We start from the raw sequence: 17,303 nt of genomic DNA, 5'->3' as shown, positions 1-17,303 counted from the left end.
AGTCCCCTTCGTCAGCAGCTACTTGAAGGGAATGGGCGAGTAGCACTTGAAGGGTGCCGAGACGACGTACTTCCCGCCCTTGAGCTGGACGAGAGCTCCGCAGCCGAACGACTCCTTGCGACCCCTGGGCTCGGCGCGGTCGCCGACCATCGTGCCCGTGTCGGAGAAGGCGCCCGCCGCCTTCTGGAAGGACGCCACCGTCAGGTTCTTGCCCGCTTTCTCGGCGATGGCGAGGAAGAGGTCGGCCGACATGTACCCCGTCATCATGTGCATGTTCAGTGGGGCGTCCTTGCCCGCAGCCTTCCTGATGTCCTCCTTGAACTGCCGCATCGCCGCGCTGTCCTGCTCGAACGGCTGGAACGACAGCAGGATGTGCACCCCGTCGAGTGCCTTCTTCGTCGCGCTCTTGGAGAGCAGCGAAGGGTCGTAGTCGGTGGGGTCGGTGAGCACGCCGTCGTATCCGGAACGCCTGAGCGCCGTGAACAGGCCGATGTTGTACGGAGTTTGCATCACCGAGATGACGGCGTCGGGGGCCTTGCCGCCCTCGCTGCGCAGGATCTCCTTGGTGTACGCCGACCAGTCGCTCGGCACGGCGCCCGCGGGTACGGACGACTTGGCGAAGGTCACCTGGTAGCCGGCCGAGGCGAAACTCTGCTTGTAGGTGCGGATGGCGAAGGTGCCGGCGTCGCTGTCATTGGCCAGGATCGCCACGGACTTGCCCTGCGAGCCGCCCGTCACCTGCTTGAGCCCCTCCGGCCAGGTCTGCGAGATGGTGCCGCCGGGCATCGGCACCATGCAGCCGCCGAAGCCATAGATGTACGTCGGCCCGCAGAAGGAGGGCAGGGTGCCCCAGCCGAAGGTCGGTACCTTCTGCTGCTGGAGGAAGTCCGCTCCCGAGAAGGTCGTCGAACTCATCGGCGCGATCGCGAACACCTTGTCCTGCTGGACGAGTTTGCGTGCCGCCGCGAGGTTCTTGGCCGGGTCCTGTCCGTCGTCCTCGGCGCCGAGGTAGTCGATCTTCCGGCCGTTGACCCCGCCCTCCGCGTTCGCCCGGTCGAAGCGGGCCTTCGCGCCGAGGTCGGTGTCCTTCTTGGAGTAGCCCGTGGCGGTCGTCATCGAGACGATGCCGCCGACCTTGATGGAATGGTCGGTCACTCCGCGTACGGAGCTTCCCGCCTTGTCCGAACTCCCCCCATCGGCGGCCGAGTTGCAGGCGGTCGTGGCGAGCAGCAGCGCGGCCACGGCTGCGGTGATGGTGCGGATCGGTCGCGACACGTCGGTCCCCCTCCGTCGGGTGACCGAAAGTCTCGGTTGAATCTGACGACCCGTCAATATCTGACGCGTCGGTAAGTGATGAGCCGTCAGGTATCTCAGGCCTGGTACAAGGCCTCGACCTCTGTCGAGTACGCCTTCTCGATCGCCTTCCGCTTCAGCTTCAGCGAAGGCGTCAGCAGTCCGTGCTCCTCGGTGAACTGGTGGGCCAGTATCCGGAACGTACGGATCGACTCGGCCTGCGAGACCAGCGTATTCGCGGCGACCACCGCGCGCCGTACCTCGGTCTCCAGGTCGGGGTCGCGCACCAGCTGGGCGGGGGACAGCTGCGGCTTGCCGCGCATCTGGAGCCAGTGTTCGACGGCTTCGGAGTCGAGGGTGACGAGTGCCGCGATGTACGGCCGGTCGTTGCCGACGAGGATGCACTGGGCGACCAGCGGATGATCGCGCACCCGCTCCTCCAGGATCCCCGGCGAGACGCTCTTGCCGCCGGACGTCACCAGGATCTCCTTCTTGCGCCCGGTGATGGTGAGATAGCCGTCCTCGTCGAGGGAACCGAGGTCACCCGTGGCGAGCCAGCCGTCGTGCAGGGCGGCGTCGGTGGCCTTCTGGTTGTTGAGGTAGCCCTGGAAGACGTTGCCGCCGTGCAGCCAGATCTCGCCGTCGTCCGCGATGTGCACGGTCGTGCCGGGGATCGCCTGGCCGACGGTGCCGAACCGGGTGCGCTCGGGCGGGTTGGCGGTCGCGGCCGCCGTGGACTCGGTGAGCCCGTATCCCTCGTAGATGGAGACGCCGGCGCCCGCGAAGAACAGTCCGAGCCGCCGGTCCATCGCCGAGCCGCCCGACATCGCGTGCTTGACCCGGCCGCCCATCGCGGCGCGCACCTTGGAGTAGACGACCTTGTCGAAGAACTGGTGCTGCATGCGCAGGCTCGCGGAAGGGCCGGGCCCGATGCCCCAGGCCTTCGACTCGACGGCGTCCGCGTAGCGCACGGCGACCTCGACGGCCTTCTCGAAGGGGCCCGACTTGCCGTCCTTCTCGGCCTTGCGACGGGCCGCGTTGAAGACCTTCTCGAAGATGTACGGCACCGCCAGGAAGAAGGTCGGCTGGAACGCGGCGAGGTCGGGCAGCAGCGCCGCCGCGTTCAGCTGCGGCTGATGCCCGAACTTGACCTTCCCGCGGAAGGCGGCGACCTGCACCATCCGCCCGAAGACATGCGCGAGCGGCAGGAACAGCAGCGTGGCCGCCTCGTCGCCCCGCTTGGAGTGGAAGACGGGCTCCCAGCGTTCGATGACGGTGTCCGCCTCGAACATGAAGTTGGCGTGGGAGATCACGCATCCCTTGGGGCGACCGGTGGTGCCGGAGGTGTAGATGATCGTCGCGGTCGACTCGGGCGTGACGGCGCGCCGGTGCCGGTGGACCACCTCGTCGTCGATGTGCGCGCCGGCCTCGTACAGCTCCTGCACGGCGCCCACGTCGAGCTGCCACAGCTGGTGCAGCTGCGGCAGCCGGTCGACGACCGTGGCGATGGTCATCGCGTGGTCCTCGTGCTCCACCATGACGGCCGACACCTCGGCGTCGTACAGCATCCAGAAGACCTGTTCGGCGGAGGAGGTGGGGTAGATGGGCACGACCTGGGCGCCGATCGTCCACAGGGCGAAGTCGAAGAGCGTCCACTCGTAGCGCGTACGGCACATGATGGCGACCCGGTCCCCGAAGCGGATCCCCTGGGCGAGCAGGCCCTTGGCAAGGGCGAGCACCTCGTCGCGGAACTCGGCGGACGTCACGTCGCGCCACTGCCCCTGCTCGTCCTTGCGGCCGAGAGCGATGTGCAGCGGGTCTTCGAGGGCATGGTCGAAGACGACGTCGGCCAGGCCGCCCACCGGCGGCGCCGACGCCAACGGAGGGTTGGTGAACTCGCGCAATCCCGCTCCTAGTGGCGCTCCGCACAGCGCCGTGAAAGCTACCCCACCGGGACGTCGGGCGGGAGGGGGGTCGAGCCGTCGGGGGCCGCGGGGTATGCACTGGTCAGTCGGGGAAATGCCCGCACAAGGGGAAGGGCCGGACAGAATCGCTTACGGTTCCGTAGGTTTCCGGCCCGTAATCTCCACGGAATCTGTACGACCCGATGACGGTGCGCGGCCCCCCGGATACCGGACGTGGAGCATCCGATTCCGGGGTCCGTGTCGCCCCGGGAGTCCCTGCGCAAAGGGTGCCGAGCCGGTCCCGGTCGGCCCGGGACCGGCTCGGCACCCTCGCGGCGTCACCGCCGAGACGCCGTCACCGTCTCGGCCGGTGCCACGGCCGCGCTCGCCGCAGGACGCGGTGTCCGCGCCAGCATCAGTACCAGCGCGCCGGCGGTCACTCCCGTCACACCCGCCACCACCGACGCTGTGTTGAGCCCCGAGGCGAAGGCGGCCCGCAGCGTGTGCTCGGACAGCGTGCCCCGCAGCGCCCCGGCGCCGCCGCCCGCCAGCGTGTGCGCCGCGTCGTGCGACAGCGTGTCCTGCATGCGGGAGGTCAGCACCGTGCCGAAGACGGCGACCCCGAGCGCGTAGCCGAGCTGACGGACCGTGTTGACCGCGCCGCCCGCCATACCCGCCCGCTCCGGCGGCACCGCGGCGAGCGCGGCCCCCGCGATCGCGGGGGAGACGAACCCGGTGCCGATCCCCACCAGCACCAGGCCCGGCACCAGCGCCGTCCAGCTCACGGCCGCGTCCAGCACGGCCTGGCAGAACACTCCCGAGCCGATCAGCAGCAGCCCGCCGCCCATCGTCAGCCGCGCCGGAACCCCGTGCAGCAGCTTCCCGGCCAGGATCGCGATCACCACCGAGGCGCCCGTCATCGGCAGCAGTGTGAGCCCACCGCGCACCGGGCTCATGTCCAGCACCGTCTGCATCCAGATCGACAGATACGGGATGACACCGAACGCCGCCCCGTTGAAGGCGAGCGCGCCCACCATCACGCCCACGAACGCGGGCTTGCGCAGGAGCGACAGATCGAGCAGCGGATGGGCCACCCGGCGCTCGACGAGGACGAACCCGACCAGCGAGAGTGCCGCGAGCGCGAACGCGCCCGTCGTGACCGCCGACGTCCAGCCGTCGGACCCGGCCCGCACCACCCCGTACGTGGTCGCCCCCGCGAAGCACGCGAACGCCGCCGTGCCCGCCCAGTCGATGCGCATGCCGCGCGGACCGCGCGACTCGGGGACCACCTTCAGCGTGAGCCACACCGACGCCACGCTCACCGGCAGGTTCACGAAGAAGATCCATCGCCAGCCGGGCCCCTCGGTGAGCAGCCCGCCGAGAACCGGTCCGACCGCGGCCGCACTGCCGCTGACGGCGCCCCACACCCCGAGCGCCACCGATCGCTGCCGCGCCTGGTAGACCGAGCCGAGCAGGGGAAGCGTCGTCGCGAACATCGCCGCCGCGCCCACGCCCTGCAGTCCGCGCGCCGCGACCAGCATCCCGGGCCCGGACGCCAGCCCGCACAGCAGCGACGCCACCGCGAACAGCACGACGCCCGCCACATGCACCCGGCGCCGGCCGAGGATGTCGGCCGCGGCCCCAACTCCCAGCAGCAGCGCGGCGAGCGCGAGCGCGTACCCGTCGATCACCCACTGCAGATCACTCAGCGACGCGTGCAGTGCCCGCGCCATGTCCGGCAGCGCGACGACCCCGATCGTGACGTCCAGCAACAACATGAACGTGCCCAGGCACACCGCCGTGAGCGGCCCCCATGTACGCATGTCCTCAACTCCTTGTGCCACGGATGCGTATGCCTCCGTACGATGAGGTCGCGCCGGATGATCGCGGCGGATACCGACGCCTGATCGACGGAATCCGACAAGGGCAGGCCCCGTGAAGATGAAATCCCACACCTTCGACGAGCTCGATCTGCAGTTGCTGGCGGCGCTGGAGCTGGACGGCCGCGCGCCCTTCAGCCGGATCGCGGCGGTGCTGGGCGTCTCCGACCAGACGATCGCGCGGCGCTACCGCAGGCTGTGCGCCGAGGGCGGGCTGCGCGTCGTCGCCGTCCGCGACGCCCAGCGGCTCGGCCAGGACCAATGGATGCTGCGGCTGCGCTGCGCGCCCGACAGCGCCGAGGCCATCGCGGAGGGGCTGGCCAAGCGCCCCGACACCGCGTGGATCGGGCTCGCCTCGGGCGGTACCGAGGTGCTGTGCATGACGCGCCCCCGCAGCCCCGGTGAACACGACGACCTGCTGCTCGGCAAGCTCCCGCGCACCCCGAGCGTCATGGAGATCCGCGCTCACCAGCTGCTGCACCGTTTCTTCGGCGGGCCCCAAGGATGGCTCGGCAAGTTCACCGTACTGACGGACGATCAGCTCGCCGCGCTGCGCCCCGAGGCGCCCGACAGCACTGGCCCCGCCCGGATCGACCCCGAGGACGAGCCGCTGGTCATCGCCCTCGAACGGGACGGACGCGCCACCTATCCCGAGCTCCAACGGGTCACCGGCCGCTCCGAGTCCGCCGTCAAACGCCGGCTGGCCGGGCTGATCGCCTCAGGGGCCGTGTACATCGACGTCGAGTACCACTCCGAGATCCTCGGCTACCCGCTCGCCGGTTGCCTGTGGGTCACGGCCGCCCCGGCCGCGCTCCACTCCGTCGGACAGGCCCTCGCCACCCACGACGAGGTCGCCTTCGCCTCCGCGACAGCGGGATCCTCCAACATCGTCGTGACCGCCGTCGCACGCGACACGGCGGGCCTCTACGCCTACCTGAGCGAGGGACTCGGCCGCCTCGAAGGCGTGCAGCACGTCGAGACGACGCCCTTCCTGCGCCGGGTCAAGCAGCTCACGTACACGAGGCCGACTCGCTAGGCGGCCTCGCGCAGGCCCTGCCGTCCGGCGCGCTGCCGCGCTCGCGCAGGGCGCCGACGGAACGTGCGGGAGAACCCTAGGCCTGGAACTCCGTGAGATCGATCCCGTACACCCGCAGATCGTGCCCGGTCTGCGGGTCCTGCGCCGTGCTCTCCGCCCGCATACCGAGTTTGCCCAGGACGTTCGCGGACGCGGTGTCGCTCGTCCGGCATACGGCGACGACCCGGTCGAGACCACGGTCCTGGAGAGCGAACTCGAGCGTGGCCTGCGCCGCTTCCGACGCGTAACCCTGCCCCCAGAACACCCGCCCCAGCCGCCAGGCGATCGCCACCTGGCCGGCGACCTCGGGCGGGGAGCCGGGAACGTACAGGCCCACCGCTCCGGCCAGCTCTCCGGATCCGAGGAGCTCGACGGCGAAGATACCGAAGCCCTCCTCGTCCCACTCCTCCTCCCACGCCTCGATGTCCTCGGCGGTCTCTTCCAGGGAGCGCGGGCTGCCGTCACCGATCCACTGCATCACCGCCGGGTCGGCGTGGATCTCGGACAGGGGGACGAGGTCGTCATCCAGCCAGCGGCGCAGGAGAAGACGGGGGGTGCGGATCTCGCTCATGACCCCATCCTGCCCTTTTGCTTCCTTCTTCCTCTCACCGCACCGGGCGTTGCCCCGTCGCCCGGCGTCGAGGCATCAGGACCCCCGTTGTGGGGGTCGAGGCATCAGGACCTCCCTTGTGGGGGGCGTGCTGAGGCGGAGCGGGACGGCACGGTGTCCGATGCCGAGGGAAGCGCCTCAGCTTCGCGGTCCCGTCGGTCCCGGGTGCAACCGGACCCCGCCGCTCAGGATCGCCGCCGCCAGCGCGTCCGCCGCCTCCTGCGCGGACGTCCGGCGCCGTCCGTGCACCAGGACGAAGTCGACCTCGCCGAGTTCCGGCAGCCCCGCCCGCTCCGGTACGCGGACCAGCCCCGGCGGGAGGAGTCCGCGGGAGTGGGCCATCACGCCCAGGCCCGCGCGGGCGGCCGCGATGAGGCCGTTGAGGCTGCCGCTGGTGCAGGCGATGCGCCACGGGCGGCCCTGGCGTTCCAGGGCTTCCATGGCCAGGGCGCGGGTGATGCCCGGGGACGGGTAGACGATCAGGGGGACCGGCCGGTCGGGGTCCAGGCGCAGCCGTTCCGCACCGATCCACACCAGGCGGTCGTGCCAGACGAGCTCGCCGCGCGGATCCTCGGGCCGCCGTTTCGCCAGCACCAGGTCGAGCCGGCCCGCCGCGAGCTGCTCGTGGAGCGTGCCGGACAGCTCGACCGTCAGCTCCAGGTCCACCTCGGGATGGTCGTACCGGAAGCCCTCCAGGATCTCCGGCAGCCGGGTGAGGACGAAGTCCTCGGACGCGCCGAACCGCAGCCGGCCACGCAGCCGCGTCCCGGTGAAGAAGGCCGTCGCCTGCTCCTGTACCTCCAGGATCCGGCGCGCGAAGCCGAGCATGGCCTCGCCGTCCTCCGTGAGTTCCACGGAGTGCGTGTCCCGGGCGAACAGCTGCCGCCCGGCGGTGTCCTCGAGACGGCGTACGTGCTGGCTGACCGTGGACTGCCGCAGCCCGAGGCGCCGTGCGGCCTGGGTGAAGCTCAGAGTTTGGGCCACCGCGAGGAAGGTACGCAGCTGGGACGGGTCGTACATGGGATCACGTTATCGCGAATCGCAATGACAGTCAGTGCGGTATGACGGATTCCCGATTGCGGGTCGGAGGAGGACGATGGAGAGGGCACGACCCGACCTGGTACAACGACACACAGAACCGAGCAGTGGAGCACCGTTGAAACGCCTGCAGTGGCCGAGTTGGATGCCGATCGACCCGTACATCGTGCTGTTGCTCGGGACGGTGGGCCTCGCTGCCCTCTTCCCGGCGCGGGGTACGGGCGCCGACGTCGCCTCGGGCGCGTCCACGGCCGCGATCGCCTTCCTGTTCTTCCTCTACGGGGCGCGCCTGTCCACCCGTGAGGCGGTCGAGGGGCTCAGGCACTGGCGGCTCCACGGCACGGTCCTGGCCTGCACCTTTGTGATCTTCCCGCTGCTGGGCCTCGCGGCTCGCGGCCTTGAGCCGGTCTTCCTGACGCACAACCTGTACACCGGCCTCCTCTTCCTCACGCTCGTCCCGTCGACCATCCAGTCGTCGATCGCGTTCACCTCGATAGCGCGGGGCAACGTGCCCGCCGCGATCTGCGCGGGCTCCTTCTCCTCGCTCGCGGGCATCGTGATCACCCCGCTGCTCGCGGCGTCCCTGCTGGGCAACAGCGGCGGCGGCTTCTCCACGGACGCACTCGTCAAGATCGTGCTGCAGCTGCTGGTGCCCTTCGTCGCCGGGCAGGTGCTGCGCCGCTGGATCGGCGGATTCGTCACGCGGCACAAGAAGGTCCTCGGATACGTCGACCGCGGCTCCATACTGCTCGTCGTCTACACCGCGTTCAGCGAGGGCATGGTGCAGGGCATCTGGCACCAGGTGAGCCCCGTCAGGCTGGGCGGACTCCTGATCGTCGAGGCCGCGCTGCTCTCCTTGATGCTCGCGCTCACCTGGTACGGCGCGAAGGCCCTGCGCTTCAACCGGGCGGACCGGATCGCGATCCAGTTCGCCGGGTCGAAGAAGTCCCTCGCCTCCGGACTTCCCATGGCCAGCGTGCTGTTCGGCGCGCACGCCTCGCTCGCCGTGCTGCCGCTGATGCTCTTCCACCAGATGCAGCTCATGGTGTGCGCGGTGATCGCCCGGCGCCGTGCCCGCGACCCCGAGGCCGCCGAGACGGCTACGACCCCGGTTCCCTCAGCCGCAGAGTCACGAATCTCGGTCGGTACAGGGACACGTTCCGACTGAGGTTCGCCTGCGCGGCGGCGCCCGTCGCGTCCAGCCAGTTGACGTCGTAGCTGAGCACGATCCGGTCCCCGTCGCTCAGCTCCGGGTGCGCCTGCGGGTTGTACGCCGCCACGTCACCTCGGGGCAGGGACGGGCTGAAGCTGCGGGTGGGCCCGTGCCAGGGGCCGGTCGGCGAGCACGCCCAGTACGAGGTGATCGTCGTCAGGCCCGCGGTGCCGGTCGCCATCGTGAACAGCACGTACGTGCCGCCGTCGCGCACCACCGTGAACGCGCTGCCCACCCCCGTGCGCTGCCCGTCCCCGAGCACCGGCGCCGGACGCGCCCGCACCGTCCACCCCGAGCCGTCCCAGTACTCCCAGGCCCCCGGCTCGGCCAGCCTGCCGCGCGGCACCCGGGCGACGTAAGCCTTCGAGGCGGGGCGCGAGGCGGCCTGCCCGTCGTCGCCGCCGAAGACGTACGTCCAGTCGCCCGCATCCAGCGTGGAAGTACCGAACAACACCCGTTGGGAGGCGTCCGGGACGGAACGCTGGTCCAGGACCGTGGTGATGCCTTCGAGACGCAGGTCCGGCAGCGAGAGCGTGGCGACCTCGGTCGAGGTGGGCACGCCGTAGATCCACGGGGCCTGGCCCGTGGTACGGGTCCACAGCAGGACGCGTACGACGTTCTCCGAGGAGTCGGGGGAGCGGGGCTCGACGCGGGCCGCCACCGGCCAGCGCCACTGCTGCGGCCCCGGGTCCGGGAACACGGGGGCGGGAAGTGTCGTCCGCAGTCGGCCGTCGCGCGACATCACGACCGCCGAGTTGCGCACGAGGGGCGCGCTCGTGTCCCGCCAGGCGTACGACTCTCCGACCGGATTCGGCGGCCCGTGCACCAAGCCCAGATAGGTGTCCGAGAACAGCCACAGCACCCGCCCGTCCGGCAGCCGCACCGAGTGGGTGCCGTCGCCTCCGGTCCAGTCGTCGGTGCGGCCGGCGTCGTCGCCGTACCGGGCGAACTCGCCGGTGAACTTCGCGTTCGCGGTCCAGGACCTGACCGTACGAGCCGTGCACGCGCCGCCGCCCTCCCGGTCGTGATCCGGGAGGGCGGTGAGCAGCACGGCCGCGCAGACCAGGGCCAGCAGGATGCCCAGCCCGGTCCCGTTCTGCCGTCGTGCTCGTGCGTCGTCGGGCACGGACGGGACGTTAGTGGTCTGCGCTCGCATGGTCCATGGGCAGCCACAGGACGGTGTCCCGGGTCACCTTCTGCGAGGTCTGCTCGGGCGCCGCCGCCAGCTCGTCGTCGCTCAACGCCCGGTCGTAGACCCGTACGTCGTCGATCGCGCCGGTGAAGAACGCCCGGCTGTCCATCCGTTGGCCGATGTGCACCCCGAACGGCGAGTTGCGGCTGACCGATCCGGGCACGTCGGCGGTGCTGACCGTCGTACCGTCGATGAACAGCGTGAGCTGTCCTCCCCCACTCTCGGCTCCGCTCGAGCGGGAGGTGCCCCCATCCCGGCGCAGCGCCAGATGGTGCCACTGGCCGTCGTTGTACGCGCTCGTGGTGCGCACGGACGCCGTTGCCGGGGCCGACGCGCCGTTCCTCGTGGTGATCAGCCCGGTGATCCGGTTGGAGGCGGGCTCGCCGCGCAGCCACACCTGCGGTTGCGTCGTCCCGATCCCGCCCATCCACAGAAGCGGCTGCTCACCGGTGGTGGCGGTGTAGCGGAACCACAGGGAGGCCGTGAAGTCCTTCGTCCCGAGCGGCAGTCGGTCCTGATACGGCAGTCGCACGGCGTCGTCGGTGCCGTCGAAGGCGAGCGCGCCGCCGAACACGCCGTCGGTCTCCTGGGCGCCGCCGAGGACCGCTGCCCGCTTGGTGCCCGGAGCGAGGTCGGCCGTCGTCGGGTCCGGGCCACGGCGTGGCTTGAGCCAGTCCTCGGTGAACCGGGCGAAGCGGATCTCGTCGCGCGCGTCGACCGCGCCGCCCTCGTACATCAGACCCACCGTGTCGCCGTCGACGCGGACCATGTCCGAGTACCCGGACCAATCGGTGGTGACGACTGTGCCGCGGTCCACGCTGTCCCACGTGCGCCCGCCGTCGTACGAGGAGCGGATCATCATCGTCCGGCGGCGGTCCGGGTCGCCGGGGCAGGACAGCAGGATCCGGTCGCCGAGGCGCAGGGTGGAGCCCTGGACCTGCGGCGCGTAGAGGTCGGGGAGGTCGCGGAAGGGGGTCACGAAGCTGTCGCCCCCGTCGCGGCTGACGGCCTGCGTGCGGTGGCCGAGGTCGGTGCCGTCCTGCTCGCGCCCGCTGACGAGGACGGAGCCGTCGGTGCGTTCGGTGAGCGCCATCTCGGACGGTTTCTGGCGGAAGGTGCCGTCGTCGGCGATCGGCCAGGAGTCGGTCGCGCCGATGTCCCAGTGGTCGCCGCCGTCGTCACTGGTGATCAGCGCGGCGTTGTTGGCGGTGACCCGACTGCCGTTCCACGTCTCGGTGTTGACGCCGAACACGAGCCGTCCCGCGTGGCGGCCCCGGGTCAGCTGGATGCCGTGCACGGGCCCGGTGGCGTACCAGGAATTCCAGGTGGTCGGGAGGATCTCGTCGCTCAGGTCGCGCGGCTGCGACCAGGTGAGGCCGTCGTCGTCGCTGTACTGCAGGTGCGGGGTGCGGTCGCAGGGCACGGAGCAACTCGCGCTGTCCGTGCGGCCCGTGTTGTACGTCTCGGCCAGCAGGATCCGGCCGGTCTCGCGGTCCACGATGGGCGCGGGGTTGCCGTGCGTGTCGCCACCGCCGTCGTTGACGACCTGGAGGGGGCCCCAGGTACGGCCGCCGTCGGTGGAGCGCTTGACCACGATGTCGATGTCGGCCGCGTCCCCGCAGTTGAGGACGCGCCCCTCGGCGAACGCCAGCAGTGTGCCCTCGGTCGTCTTCACGACGGCCGGAATGCGGAAGCAGGCGTAGCCGGGATCCTGGGCGGCCTTGAAGAGCACCTGCTGATCGAACTCGCCCTTGGCTAAGGCCTGTTCGGCTCCCGCCGGGCTCGGCAGCGCGAGCAGCGCGGCGATGGTGAGAGCGGTGGTGAGAGCGGCGGTGAGGGTGGATCTGAGACGTCGTTGAGGAGTGAGTCTCAGATGTGCGCGGAGGCTTGACGGCATGGTGCGACCTGCCCTTCATGCGGCTGGGCAATCCGGATACTCTGGACATCCCACGTCCAACGTTCGCGTCGCAGACGCTACTTGGGCTCTCAGGCACCCCACAAGAAGCGTGCACCGGTCGTGTTCATGTCGGATCCCTTCGGCGCCGCGGGGCCGGCAGCAGTGGAAGTACGGCCGTCGGCTGGGGAGTTGGCGCCGGGCCCGCTCCACTCCTGCGGCAGACCAGGGCGTCGGGGTCGTTCACGGGCGTCTGGAGCGCATAGCCGTCCGGGCAGCTGGACCCGGGGTCGCCCTTGGGGCCGGCCGGACCGGGATCTCCCTGGTCTCCCCTGTCGCCCTTCACGCCCGACATGCCGGAGGACCCCGGTTGGCCCTGGTAGCCCTGCTCACCCTGGGGACCGGGTGGCCCTGTCGGGCCAGGGGAGCCGTCTGCACCCGGCGCTCCCGAGGCGCCGGGCGCGCCGGACGGTCCCGGATCACCCGGCTCGCCCCGCGGCCCGCGCTCCCCGGTGGCACCCGTCTTGCCGCCCGCGCCCCGCTCGCCCTTCGTGCCGGGAGTTCCGGGAGATCCGGGAGATCGAGCAGGGTGGTGCCGGCATCCAAGTAACTGCCTCCTACCTGGACGATGGGCCGCGCGGACGTGGCCCGATGGAACTCGCCAGGAGTAACGAGCCCGGGGGCGCGGGGATGTGCGGACGGTGTGCGGTACCCCGGTCGGGTGGTGACGGAGTGTCATGACTGCTGCCCGACCTTGCCGACCATCGGCAATCGGCAATCGGCGCAGTATCACCGTGCCGTTGGTCGGTCGGCCGTGGCGCTTTCGTGCCGTTGGTCGGGCAGCCGCAGTACCACCCGTGCCGTTGGTCGGTCAGCCGCGGTGCCGTCGTGCTGTTGGTCGGTCAGGGGTGCCGCGCCACCGAGCTGTTCGTCGGTCAGGGTGCGGCACCACCGAGCCGTCCATCGGTCAGGTCCGCAGCACCACTTTGCCGAGGTTGCTCCGCGACTCGATCACCTCGTGCGCCTTCGCGGCGTCCTCCAGCGCGAACTCCCCGTGCACGACGGGATTCAGCGTGCCGTCCCTGAACAGCCGCCACAGCTCCAGTCGCCACCGCTCGTACAACTCCGGCTCCCCGCGCGCGATCCGCGCCATCTGGAAGCCGATCACCGACTTGGCGCCCACGAGCAGGTCGTACGCCTGGATGCTCCCACCGCCCGAGCTGTACGCGACCAGCCGCCCGCCCGCAGCGAGCGCGGCGATGGCCGGGGTGAGCAGGTCGCCGCCGACCGCGTCGAGGGCGTAGTCGACGGGGGTGCCCCAGTCGGCGGTGTCGTACGTGATCACCGCGTCGGCGCCGAGACTCCGTACGAACTCCTTCTTCCCGGAAGCGGACACGGCGCCCATGACACGCGACGCGCCCCGCAGACGGGCGAGCTGGACGGCGAGGTGCCCGACACCGCCGGCCGCCGCCGTGACGAGCACGGACTCGCCGGGTGCGGGGCGCGCCGCTTCCAGGACGCCGAGCGCGATCAGACCGCTGCGGACGAGGGCGACCGCATCGACGGCGCTCGCGCTCTCGGGAACGGGCGTGGCCATGGCTTCGAGCAGGGGCGCGTAGTCGGCGTACCCGTGCCCGAAGCAGAGCCCGGTGACGCGGTCGCCCGCCCGGAAACGGGTGACGCCCGCACCGACGGCGACGACCTCCCCGGCGACCTCGCCGCCGAGCGGGATCGGCTCGGCCGCCTCGGTGACTTTCCGTACGACAGGGAGGGTCACGCCGATCGCCTCGGTGCGGACGAGCAGCTCGCCGGGCCCTGCGGTGGGCACGGGAACGTCCTCCAGGAACAGCGGACCACCCGTGTGCTCGTAGCGAACGCGACGCATGGCACCTCCACAGTCGAATGCAGTCGAAGACGATCCAAGACGATCGAAGTCGTTGGGAGTCCCAATGATATCCGACGAATCGTTGGGAAGTCCAACGGTTGTTCGCTACCCTGACGGCATGACCGCCCTCCTGTCCGCGATCCGTGCACTGCCCAGCTGGCTGCTCGGCAGGGCCGCCGCCCGTGGCCGCGCGCTCGTGGCCGAGGCCCTGGCTGCCGAGGGCGTGAAGATGTGGCACCACGTGGTGCTCTCCGCCGTCTCCGATCTCGGTCCCGTCGCCCAGGCCGAGCTCGGCCGTTCCATCCAGCTCGACCCCAAGGACCTGGTCGGGATTCTCAACGACCTTCAGTCCGCGGGTCTGGTCGTCCGCGAGCCGGATCCGAAGGACCGCCGCAAGAACGCGGTGTCCCTCACCGAGGAGGGCGCACGCCTGCTGGAGCGCTGCGAAACCGCGGCCCGCCGGGCGAACGACACCCTGCTGGCGCCGCTCTCGGCGGCCGAGCGGGATCAGTTCATGGGCTTGTTGAAGCGGATCTCCGGCACGGAGCCACCGGCGGGATGAGGGGGCCTGGCCCTCGCGCGGCAGGGCCGGGGTGGGGCCGAGGCGGGGCCCCGTCGACGCAGGGGGCGCTCCCCGCCGTTCGGGACCCCGCCGCCGTGTCGCGGGGAGCCGGTCAGCCCTGGGTGGCCGCGGCCCGCAGGGCGATGCGGTGCTCGCCCGCGTACACGTTCATGGAGGCCCCGCGCAGGAAGCCGACCAGGGTGAGGCCTGTCTCCGCGGCCAGGTCGACCGCCAGGGACGACGGGGCCGAGACCGCCGCGAGCATCGGAATGCCCGCCATGACCGCCTTCTGCGCCAGCTCGAAGGAGGCCCGCCCGGAGACGAGCAGGACCGTTCGGGAGAGGGGGAGCGTGCCGTTCTGCAGGGCTCGGCCGACCAGCTTGTCGACCGCGTTGTGCCGGCCCACGTCCTCCCGTATGTCGAGGAGCTCGCCCTCCTCCGTGAACAGTGCCGCCGCGTGCAGGCCCCCGGTCCGGTCGAAGACCCGCTGAGCCGCCCGCAGCCGGTCGGGGAGGCCGGCGAGCAGCTCGGGTTCGAGCCGCACCGGGGGAGTGGTGTCGCCCGCCGTGTCGTCGATCGTCCAGCGGGCCGTCGTACGGACCGCGTCCAGGCTCGCTTTGCCGCACAGGCCGCAGGAGGACGAGGTGTACACGTTGCGTTCGAGCGTGATGTCGGGGATGACTACGCCGGGCGCCGTCCGCACGTCGACGACGTTGTACGTGTTGGAGCCGTCCACGGTGGCGCCCGCGCAGTACACGATGTTCTGCAGCTCGTCGACCTCGCCCAGTACCCCTTCGCTGACCAGGAAGCCCGCGGCGAGCGCGAAGTCGTCGCCCGGTGTGCGCATGGTGATGGCGAGGGGTTTGCCGTTGAGGCGGATTTCCAGTGGTTCCTCGGCGACGAGCGTGTCCGGGCGGGTGCTCACGGCCCCGTCCCGGATGCGAATCACCTTGCGTCGTTCCGTGACTCGTCCCATGTCCTGATCAGCCCCGGTTCTGTACGTGCTGGTGGCCGAATCGGCCCTTGATGCGGAGGTTGCCGTCGGTCACCGGGTCGTCGTGCGGCGAGGTGACCTTCACGATCTCATTGTCCTGCACGTGCGGGGTGAGGTCGCAGCCCACTCCGCGGCAAGGGCGCGGGTCCATGTCCGTCCTCAGCTCCGCACCGCCGCGACGGGCAACTTCTCGATCCGGATTGCCGATGCCCGGAACTCCGCCGTCCCCACGATCGGGCAGTTCGACCGATGGAGGCGAGGTCGGCGAGGCCCGCTCGGACGATCTCCCGGCCGATCGCGTGGGCCATCGGGATCTCGGTGCCGGCGTTCAGCACGAGCCGGCTGGGGAAGTCCACGTGGTGCTTGCCCATGGCGGCACGCGCGAACTTCCCTGCCACGTAGGACATTTCACTCGTCGCATGCGCGCGGGGGAACATTCCGAAGGCTCCGCGCGCCCGGCTCAGCCCCTGGGCGACACGGGTCGGCGCCTCGTCCCGGTCGGTCTGCCGGAAGGGCTCGTCGCGGGAGTCCCGTACCAGGGGCTGTGTGAGCCGGGCGTAGGCCTGCGGAGTGTGTCCGCTCATGCCGCGGTCCGCAGCGCGAGCAGATCCGAGATGGCGTGGACGGTTCGGAGCGTCGGCACCGGGACCTCGGTGATCTCCGCCAGCTCCACGACGGCCGCGAGCAGCACGTCGAGTTCGAGCGGTTTGCCGCGCTCCAGGTCCTGGAGCGTGGAGGTGCGGTGGTCGCCGACGCGCTCGGCGCCGGCCAGGCGCCGCTCGATGGAGACGCCCACCTTGCAGCCGAGGGCCTCGGCGACCGCGAGCGTCTCGGTCATCATGATCTCGATGACCTTGCGCGTGCCGCCGTGCAGGCACATCTGCCGCATCGTCGCGCGGGCCAGCGCGCTGATCGGGTTGAAGGAGATATTGCCGAGCAGTTTGAGCCAGATGTCGTTGCGCAGGTCCTGCTCGACCGGACACTTGAGCCCGCCCGCCTGCATGGCCTCGCTGAACGCCTGACAGCGCGCGGACAGGGAGCGGTCGGGCTCGCCGATGGAGAACCGGGTGCCTTCGAGATGGCGTACGACGCCCGGTCCTTCCAGCTCGGTCGCGGCATAGACCACGCATCCGATGGCCCGTTCGGGCGCGAGCACCGCACTGACCGCGCCGTCCGGATCCACGCTCTCGATGCGGTGGCCGTCGTGCGGGCCGCCGTGCCGGTGGAAGTACCACCAGGGGATGCCGTTCTGGGCGGCGATGACCGCCGTGGTGTCGTGCAGCAGTGGCTCGATCAGCGGCCCGCACGCCGCGTACGAGTTGGCCTTCAGGCCCAGGAAGACGTAGTCGACCGGACCGATCCGGGCCGGGTCGTCGGTGGCGTGGGCGCGCGCGGTGAAGTCTCCGCGCGGGCTGAGGACTCTGACTCCGTGCTGCCTCATGGCCGCCAGATGCGGTCCACGGGCGACGAGGTGCACATCGGCGCCTGCGCGGTGCAGCGCGGCGCCGACGTAGGCGCCGATCGCACCGGCGCCGAGAACGGCGACTTTCACTGTGTGGCGCTCCGTTCGGTCGAGGGTACCGAGGAACTGTCGAACTCTGTCGACGAAATATTGTCTACAGGATGGAATAGCTTCCAGCAAGGGTTGCGTCGCACTCGGGGGTCTTTCGCGCGATGTTCAGGAGACCGTTCGCCGGGCTCCGCCGACCGTTCGTCGCGCCAGGGGTACCGCTCATCGCATACGGTCGACCAGTTTCGGTCGC

13 protein-coding genes and 2 pseudogenes are annotated in these 17,303 nt (G+C 70.7%); 3 read left to right on the top strand and 12 right to left on the bottom strand.

Annotation, left to right across the window (positions count from 1 at the left end; translation table 11 throughout):
• Positions 1 to 18 precede the first annotated feature (18 nt).
• The 3 genes from ACIBK0_RS13275 to ACIBK0_RS13265 form a co-directional block, all read right to left on the bottom strand.
• Complete coding sequence (locus ACIBK0_RS13275; RefSeq protein ID WP_399078875.1) at positions 19 to 1,275, bottom strand: ABC transporter substrate-binding protein; 1,257 nt, start codon at positions 1,273 to 1,275, stop codon at positions 19 to 21.
• Positions 1,276 to 1,370: 95 nt separating this feature from the next.
• A complete protein-coding gene (locus ACIBK0_RS13270; protein ID WP_399078873.1) occupies positions 1,371 to 3,197 on the bottom strand; it encodes an AMP-dependent synthetase/ligase in 1,827 nt (608 codons plus the stop codon).
• A gap of 338 nt (positions 3,198 to 3,535) precedes the next feature.
• The gene (locus ACIBK0_RS13265; protein ID WP_399078871.1) at positions 3,536 to 5,020 is read right to left on the bottom strand and encodes an MFS transporter; all 1,485 of its coding nucleotides are present in this window, start codon (positions 5,018 to 5,020) and stop codon (positions 3,536 to 3,538) included.
• 118 nt (positions 5,021 to 5,138) lie between these two features.
• On the opposite strand from ACIBK0_RS13265, the gene ACIBK0_RS13260 reads away from it, so the two are divergent.
• Entirely contained in the window at positions 5,139 to 6,113 is a 975-nt protein-coding gene (locus ACIBK0_RS13260) for an Lrp/AsnC family transcriptional regulator (RefSeq protein ID WP_399079274.1), read from the top strand.
• A 76-nt stretch (positions 6,114 to 6,189) separates the two neighbouring features.
• On the opposite strand, the gene ACIBK0_RS13255 is transcribed toward ACIBK0_RS13260, so the two are convergent.
• Both ACIBK0_RS13255 and ACIBK0_RS13250 read right to left on the bottom strand, forming a co-directional pair.
• Positions 6,190 to 6,723 carry a GNAT family N-acetyltransferase gene (locus ACIBK0_RS13255; RefSeq protein WP_399078869.1) on the bottom strand — a complete coding sequence of 178 codons (534 nt, stop codon included), beginning with the start codon at positions 6,721 to 6,723 and terminating at the stop codon, positions 6,190 to 6,192.
• A gap of 177 nt (positions 6,724 to 6,900) precedes the next feature.
• Positions 6,901 to 7,782, bottom strand: a complete 882-nt coding sequence (locus tag ACIBK0_RS13250; RefSeq protein WP_399078867.1) for a LysR substrate-binding domain-containing protein — start codon at positions 7,780 to 7,782, stop codon at positions 6,901 to 6,903.
• Between the two features lie 136 nt (positions 7,783 to 7,918).
• Here ACIBK0_RS13250 and ACIBK0_RS13245 point away from each other — a divergent pair, with 136 nt between their 5' ends.
• Positions 7,919 to 8,968 (top strand): bile acid:sodium symporter family protein, encoded by a 1,050-nt coding sequence (locus ACIBK0_RS13245; RefSeq protein WP_399078865.1) that lies wholly within the window; start codon positions 7,919 to 7,921, stop codon positions 8,966 to 8,968.
• Here the strand turns inward: ACIBK0_RS13245 and ACIBK0_RS13240 are convergent.
• From ACIBK0_RS13240 to ACIBK0_RS13230, 3 genes are all read right to left on the bottom strand, one after another.
• Positions 8,901 to 10,139: a DUF4185 domain-containing protein gene (locus ACIBK0_RS13240; protein WP_399078863.1), complete on the bottom strand. Its 1,239-nt coding sequence runs from the start codon at positions 10,137 to 10,139 to the stop codon at positions 8,901 to 8,903. The two genes, ACIBK0_RS13245 and ACIBK0_RS13240, sit on opposite strands and share 68 nt — an antisense overlap.
• A gap of 10 nt (positions 10,140 to 10,149) precedes the next feature.
• A complete protein-coding gene (locus ACIBK0_RS13235) occupies positions 10,150 to 12,102 on the bottom strand; it encodes an exo-alpha-sialidase (RefSeq protein ID WP_399078861.1) in 1,953 nt (650 codons plus the stop codon).
• A 964-nt stretch (positions 12,103 to 13,066) separates the two neighbouring features.
• The gene (locus ACIBK0_RS13230) at positions 13,067 to 13,984 is read right to left on the bottom strand and encodes a zinc-binding alcohol dehydrogenase family protein (RefSeq protein ID WP_399078859.1); all 918 of its coding nucleotides are present in this window, start codon (positions 13,982 to 13,984) and stop codon (positions 13,067 to 13,069) included.
• Positions 13,985 to 14,102: 118 nt separating this feature from the next.
• Between ACIBK0_RS13230 and ACIBK0_RS13225 the strand changes: the two genes are divergently transcribed.
• Entirely contained in the window at positions 14,103 to 14,546 is a 444-nt protein-coding gene (locus ACIBK0_RS13225) for a MarR family winged helix-turn-helix transcriptional regulator (RefSeq protein WP_399078857.1), read from the top strand.
• Positions 14,547 to 14,658: 112 nt separating this feature from the next.
• Here ACIBK0_RS13225 and fdhD read toward each other — a convergent pair whose 3' ends face one another.
• The 4 genes and pseudogenes from fdhD to ACIBK0_RS13205 all read right to left on the bottom strand — a co-directional run bounded on the left by fdhD (position 14,659) and on the right by ACIBK0_RS13205 (position 17,092).
• Positions 14,659 to 15,522, bottom strand: a complete 864-nt coding sequence (gene fdhD / locus ACIBK0_RS13220) for a formate dehydrogenase accessory sulfurtransferase FdhD (RefSeq protein ID WP_399078855.1) — start codon at positions 15,520 to 15,522, stop codon at positions 14,659 to 14,661.
• 7 nt (positions 15,523 to 15,529) lie between these two features.
• A pseudogene (locus tag ACIBK0_RS13215) lies at positions 15,530 to 15,670 on the bottom strand (Fe-S-binding domain-containing protein); the annotation flags it as partial.
• A 112-nt stretch (positions 15,671 to 15,782) separates the two neighbouring features.
• Positions 15,783 to 16,124: pseudogene (locus ACIBK0_RS13210) on the bottom strand (hypothetical protein); the annotation flags it as partial.
• Entirely contained in the window at positions 16,121 to 17,092 is a 972-nt protein-coding gene (locus ACIBK0_RS13205; RefSeq protein ID WP_399078853.1) for a 2-dehydropantoate 2-reductase, read from the bottom strand. The pseudogene ACIBK0_RS13210 and the gene ACIBK0_RS13205, both read right to left, overlap by 4 nt.
• Positions 17,093 to 17,303: the final 211 nt, after the last annotated feature.

The sequence above is a fragment of the Streptomyces sp. NPDC050564 genome, assembly GCF_044457265.1.
Lineage (GTDB): Bacteria > Actinomycetota > Actinomycetes > Streptomycetales > Streptomycetaceae > Streptomyces.
This window is presented reverse-complemented; position numbering and strand designations above follow the sequence as displayed.